Here is a 4,816-nt window from a genome sequence, read left to right as displayed (position 1 = left end):
TGAACCTCCTCCGATTGAACACATCACGCAAGGGCAGCATAAAGACCAAGCGCATGCTGGCCGCTACGTCGGACAAATTTCGCGCAGAACTGCTCGGGGTGATGACATGAAGGTGCGATTGCCCTGGGGGGTAACTGATGGAACAACTATCAAGACTCAAGAGGTCTCTTGAGGATGCGTGTTCAATTGTCGCGTGGAATCCCACATCTTCGCAATTACAACAAATTGCGAAGTTATTGGTTAAATCCAGCACAATCGAAAAATTCGATGTCAGTGGCATCGTTGCTAGCGTCTGTCCAAACACGAAATTTATCACACTGGAGGGTATCGATAATTCGGACCTCAGAATGTTAATCGCATTAGCTATTCAGGTTGCTAACGCAAAAGGCTAAGCAATGCATCGAACAAATGAGCAAGACGTAGTAAACGCGAAAGCAACACTGGCGAATCTCAAAGCAGAGTATTTGAAGGCTGTTGAACAGTACATTTCCCACGACAAGCAGGATCAACAAAGTAGCTTAAATGCAATTCTTAATTGCCAGCAAGCTGGAGCAAGCTACTTTAACTTTGCCGAAGAATTTGTTGGCAACAGTGATCTTCTTGGTGCTCATGAAAGTGTTTTATGGGCGCAAGGGTTTGCAGAGGACTGCGCAGAAATCTTGAAATCCATGCCGGCGCATTTCCAGCTTTTGTCTGCGGGTTTCGCGGGGCTGAATGGCCTCACTAGCGATCAGATACGTCCCGGGAGCACAGCATTTGCCAACATGCAACGGATGGTGAAGAAGTACTTGAACCCCACTGAGAGCAATGCAATCAAGTCCTCATTTGAACAATTTGGCCTACCGATTTACGGGTTTAACAATGAAGCGAGAGAGTTTATGAGTAAGAGGCTCCAAACCATTTTGTCGTTCATCTTTGGTGTTCTCTTCGTAATCGTGCTTCTTGTCATCGCTTTCGCTCAGCCTCAGCCGAGTAGTTTTCAGTACTCAGTTTTCAAAACAGTTTTAGCACTGGCTGGAGCGGGAACTGTAGCGGTGTTTCCCGGATTTATCGAAGTTCAGCTTGGAAACTGGCTCCGAGCGGGTGGCGCATTGGCAGTATTTGTAGTGCTTTACTTCTGGAATCCCGCAGCATTGCTTGCAATTGATCCAGACGCATCGAAAGCGCCTAACCCTGCAGTCCACATGGACGCTGCGCGATAAAGCTGCGCAGCGCCGGTGACTTCTACGTTGGGCGTCATGGACTCTCCCTTAGCGATGAAAGCCAAATAAATGGAAAAGCTCTTCGAAATTGCTTCCAACGTCTCCACGCCATTGGGCTTAGGAGGGCTTTTTGCCGCGATACTCTTCTACATCTTTAAGCAAATACTGACGAGAGATTTTGTTCGTCAGATGACGACGGCGCATAGTGCTGACGTCATCAAACTGATCATTGAGCGACTCTTCACCCTTGCGCTCGTCGCAATGATCTTGGGGTTTATCGCCTATACGCTGACAAAGCTTATGCCGCGGTCGGCAGTTTCTCAACCGGCGGTCCCGACGACAGCTGTTCATACATCTTCGTCTTCACCAACTTCTACATCGCAACCTTCCGCACCAGATAATTTGGATAATGAGCAGCGATATGAGCTAATTACATTGGCCCAAAACGGTTGCTATTTCTTCGTACCGGGTGAAGCAAAAGTCTATTCCGTCATGGAATACATCGAGCTTGCTCAGGAGAAATTTATCGAACAGATTGATGGTTCTGACGCGAGGATCAAAATCGTTGGGTATATGGAAACAGGGTATTCGGACATGTATGCTCAAAAACTTAGCGAGAAACGAGCGGAAGCGGTAAAACAACTGCTTATTTCCAGATACCGCATCGATGCCGCCCGCATCTCTACTGAAGGCCACGGAATGAAACATAACCAAAAATGGGTACGTGAGTATTTTTGTGGCGCGCGTGTCAGCATAACCAAAAAATGACGCCCAACCCATCATTCCACCGGACCTGCGCGAAAAGCCGCGCTGTCCGGTGAATTCAGACGTTAGCCTTCTTAAAATTGCGGAGCATCCATGAAGCTCAAAGCACCGGTTTTGGATATTCCTAAGGAAGATCCCTTTCGTAACGATCTCCTGGGTCGGAAAAGTAGCGCGGAAACCCTGACGGAACTGATTCGATCTACTGAAGAGCCGCTCGTTTTATGCATTAATGCTCCTTGGGGTGAAGGCAAGTCTACGTTTCTGGCTATGTGGCGACAAATGCTCGTGGCTGCCAATTTCAAGACTCTTTACTTTAACGCTTGGGAGAATGATTTCACCAATGACGCATTTATATCGCTCATTGCGGAGTTAGACCTTGGGGTCGCAGAGCTTTCGTTGACTGCCGAGACGCTTCCAGGCATTCAAGAGAAACTGCAAAAGGTAAAAAAACTCGGCGCCGGGCTTGTAAAAAAGGCCGTTCCAACTGCCGTAAAGATTGCGACAGCTGGCTTAGTAGACCTAGATGAGTTGACCGAAGAGGCGTTGGCCGAATACAGCCAAAAAATGGCTGAAGAACAAATCAACGCGTATGAAGAATCAAAAAACTCTGTTGCTGGATTTAAATCACAGTTACGAGAACTTGCCGCCAGCATCTCCCCACCAGACGAGTCGAGTCGGTCATTGCCTTTAGTTGTTTTGGTCGATGAACTAGACCGCTGCAGACCCCCTTACGCAATAAATGTTTTGGAGGCGGTTAAGCATTTTTTCTCAGTGGACAACGTCGTATTTGTACTTGCTCTTGATCGTGAGCAGCTGACCCACTCCGTTCGTTCGATGTACGGACATGAAATGAATGCGGGCGGCTACTTACGGCGGTTCATAGACATCGAATACAGCTTGCCTGCTCCTACAAAAGGAGCGTTCTGTAAGGCCCAGTTTGGAAGATTCGGCTTTGATGAGTATTTCAGAAAGCGCAATGGCAGAGAAACGCACTATGACAGAGGGCAGATCGAAGAAACGTTTTCTGAGCTCTTTGACGCACTAGGGTTCTCTCTTCGTGAACAGGAGCGCTGTTTCACGATGCTAAGTCTCGCGATTCGTTCCACACCAGAAAACTACAAACTCCACCCACTACTGCTGTCTTTCCTCATAACCTTAAAGTTGAAAGCTCCCGAAAGATACAGCGCGTTTGTGACTGGGCAAAGCTCACCAAAAGATGTACTTGCTTACGTGGAGTCTTCGCCAAAGGGCGCCGAGTTCATGAAGTCGAACTATGGAGCAGCAATTGAAGCCTACTTGGTAGGATGCAGGTCAGAGCGTTTTACATCGCAGGAACTCGCCACCCCTTACAAAGAAATAGTCAATTCGCCGTCATCTGCTGCGGACAAGAAGCAGCGCGCTGAGCGAATTATCCAACTACTGGAATCATTTGACTTTAGGGACTCCCTCGGGGTTCTTCCTTACCTGCAGGGAAAAATTGATCTCGTTTCGAACTTCAGGCGCTGAATATCGCCAATTTGTAGGCTAACATTACGTTGCAGCGGACGCCCGAAAGCGGGGCGCTCTTCGAACATGCCGCCTCGCGCGGGCGCCCCTGAACTCCACGTTAGCTGACATGAAAACCGTCCGACGTATTTCTGCTGTTGCAGTCTGCTACCTGCTCTCCTCCTACGGTATCTTGCTATCTCTTATGCTGGTAGGCATGTCAGGCATCAGATCATTGGGTGGCACACTGGTCGGTATGCTCATTCTTCTTGCATGGGTATGCCACGTCATGATGAGCATAAATTGGGTGATCGATAAACCCGTAAAGAGATGGGTGCCGGTATATGGCACCTTGGCAGGCATCATGGGATTAATGTTGTGGCCAGTGGCCGATTCCACCGTCAACGATTTCGCAATCACCGATATTCTTCGCGCTGCAGCTATGGGGCTTGCTCTTATCCTTCCATGCTTCTTGTTGGCTATTCATCTCGTCCGGTTCCACCTGCGTGCTCAATCGGGCCGCGAAAATTCATATGTTAGCTAACCCATCATTCCACAGGGCCTACGCGAAAAGCCGCGTAGTCCGGTGAATTCAGACGTTAGAAGTACTCAAGAAGGAGACCGAATGCCGCTGAATTGTTTGGCCGACGAAATGCGCTCGTGCCGTAAATGCGCTTCGAAATTGTCAGAATACGGCGTCGTTCCAAGGCCAATCTTTGGCGGCGGTGCTGGCTATCCAGTTATCCTTATTGGTCAAGCGCCAGGAAGGACAGAATATGAACGGAATGCGCCTTTTCAAGGTGATGCAGGCGCATCTATTAAATCTCTATTTGGTTCGTGTGGCTTACGGGACTTCGACAGCATCGTCTATCAAACGTCAGTGACAAAGTGCTTTCCTGGGCGCCGTCCGGGGGCCAGTACTGACCGAGTGCCAAGCATTTCTGAGGTGAATAGTTGCTCACCCTTCCTGGCGAAACAACTTGAGCTACTGAAGCCGAAATTGATTGTCTGCCTCGGTGGCCTTTCTTGGAAAGCGTACGTGACAATGCGGGAGAGAGAAGAGCCCGATTATTGCCTTCGTGAGTTCGGAAAGCGCAAGCCACAAGACCTCCGCGTCCCTGATTTGGTTGGCCGGCGGTTTCTTTGGAGAGATGCGGTCGTTTTGCCGATGATTCACCCAGCGGGGAGCGCGAACGGATCTCGTGCCCAGTATCCAAGTCAGGATCTGGAGTCAAAGCCAGGGCTATCGCACCTATCTGACATAGCGGAATCCAAAATCACGTTTACGGTCATGCATTTACAAAACCCCTGTTCACAGTCGCTGATTTTGTGTAGCTTCCTCGTCTTTTGGGGCTCCCATGACG

Annotated in this window: 5 protein-coding genes; all 5 read left to right on the top strand. The window is 49.1% G+C overall.

What is annotated here, in order from left to right:
• The first annotated feature begins 395 nt into the window (after window positions 1-395).
• Window positions 396-1,202, top strand: coding sequence for a hypothetical protein (locus DNK49_RS22635; RefSeq protein ID WP_110530317.1), 807 nt, complete (start codon window positions 396-398; stop codon window positions 1,200-1,202).
• A 69-nt stretch (window positions 1,203-1,271) separates the two neighbouring features.
• Window positions 1,272-1,970 (top strand): OmpA family protein, encoded by a 699-nt coding sequence (locus tag DNK49_RS22630; protein ID WP_110530315.1) that lies wholly within the window; start codon window positions 1,272-1,274, stop codon window positions 1,968-1,970.
• A 90-nt stretch (window positions 1,971-2,060) separates the two neighbouring features.
• Entirely contained in the window at window positions 2,061-3,473 is a 1,413-nt protein-coding gene (locus tag DNK49_RS22625; RefSeq protein WP_110530313.1) for a KAP family P-loop NTPase fold protein, read from the top strand.
• A 109-nt stretch (window positions 3,474-3,582) separates the two neighbouring features.
• Window positions 3,583-3,996 (top strand): hypothetical protein, encoded by a 414-nt coding sequence (locus DNK49_RS22620; RefSeq protein WP_133255151.1) that lies wholly within the window; start codon window positions 3,583-3,585, stop codon window positions 3,994-3,996.
• A gap of 81 nt (window positions 3,997-4,077) precedes the next feature.
• Window positions 4,078-4,816, top strand: a 739-nt coding sequence (locus DNK49_RS23985) for a uracil-DNA glycosylase (protein ID WP_279386437.1), incomplete at its 3' end; no start/stop codon positions are given.

Source organism: Parazoarcus communis SWub3 = DSM 12120, assembly GCF_003226565.1.
GTDB lineage: Bacteria > Pseudomonadota > Gammaproteobacteria > Burkholderiales > Rhodocyclaceae > Parazoarcus > Parazoarcus communis.
Note: the sequence above shows the minus strand (reverse complement) of the source record. Positions and strands in the feature narration are given on the sequence as shown.

Coding starts and splice junctions, on each gene's coding strand:
- DNK49_RS22635 (WP_110530317.1), top strand. CDS start 396: ATGCATCGAACAAATGAGCAAGACGTAGTAAACGCGAAAGCAACACTG.
- DNK49_RS22630 (WP_110530315.1), top strand. CDS start 1,272: ATGGAAAAGCTCTTCGAAATTGCTTCCAACGTCTCCACGCCATTGGGC.
- DNK49_RS22625 (WP_110530313.1), top strand. CDS start 2,061: ATGAAGCTCAAAGCACCGGTTTTGGATATTCCTAAGGAAGATCCCTTT.
- DNK49_RS22620 (WP_133255151.1), top strand. CDS start 3,583: ATGAAAACCGTCCGACGTATTTCTGCTGTTGCAGTCTGCTACCTGCTC.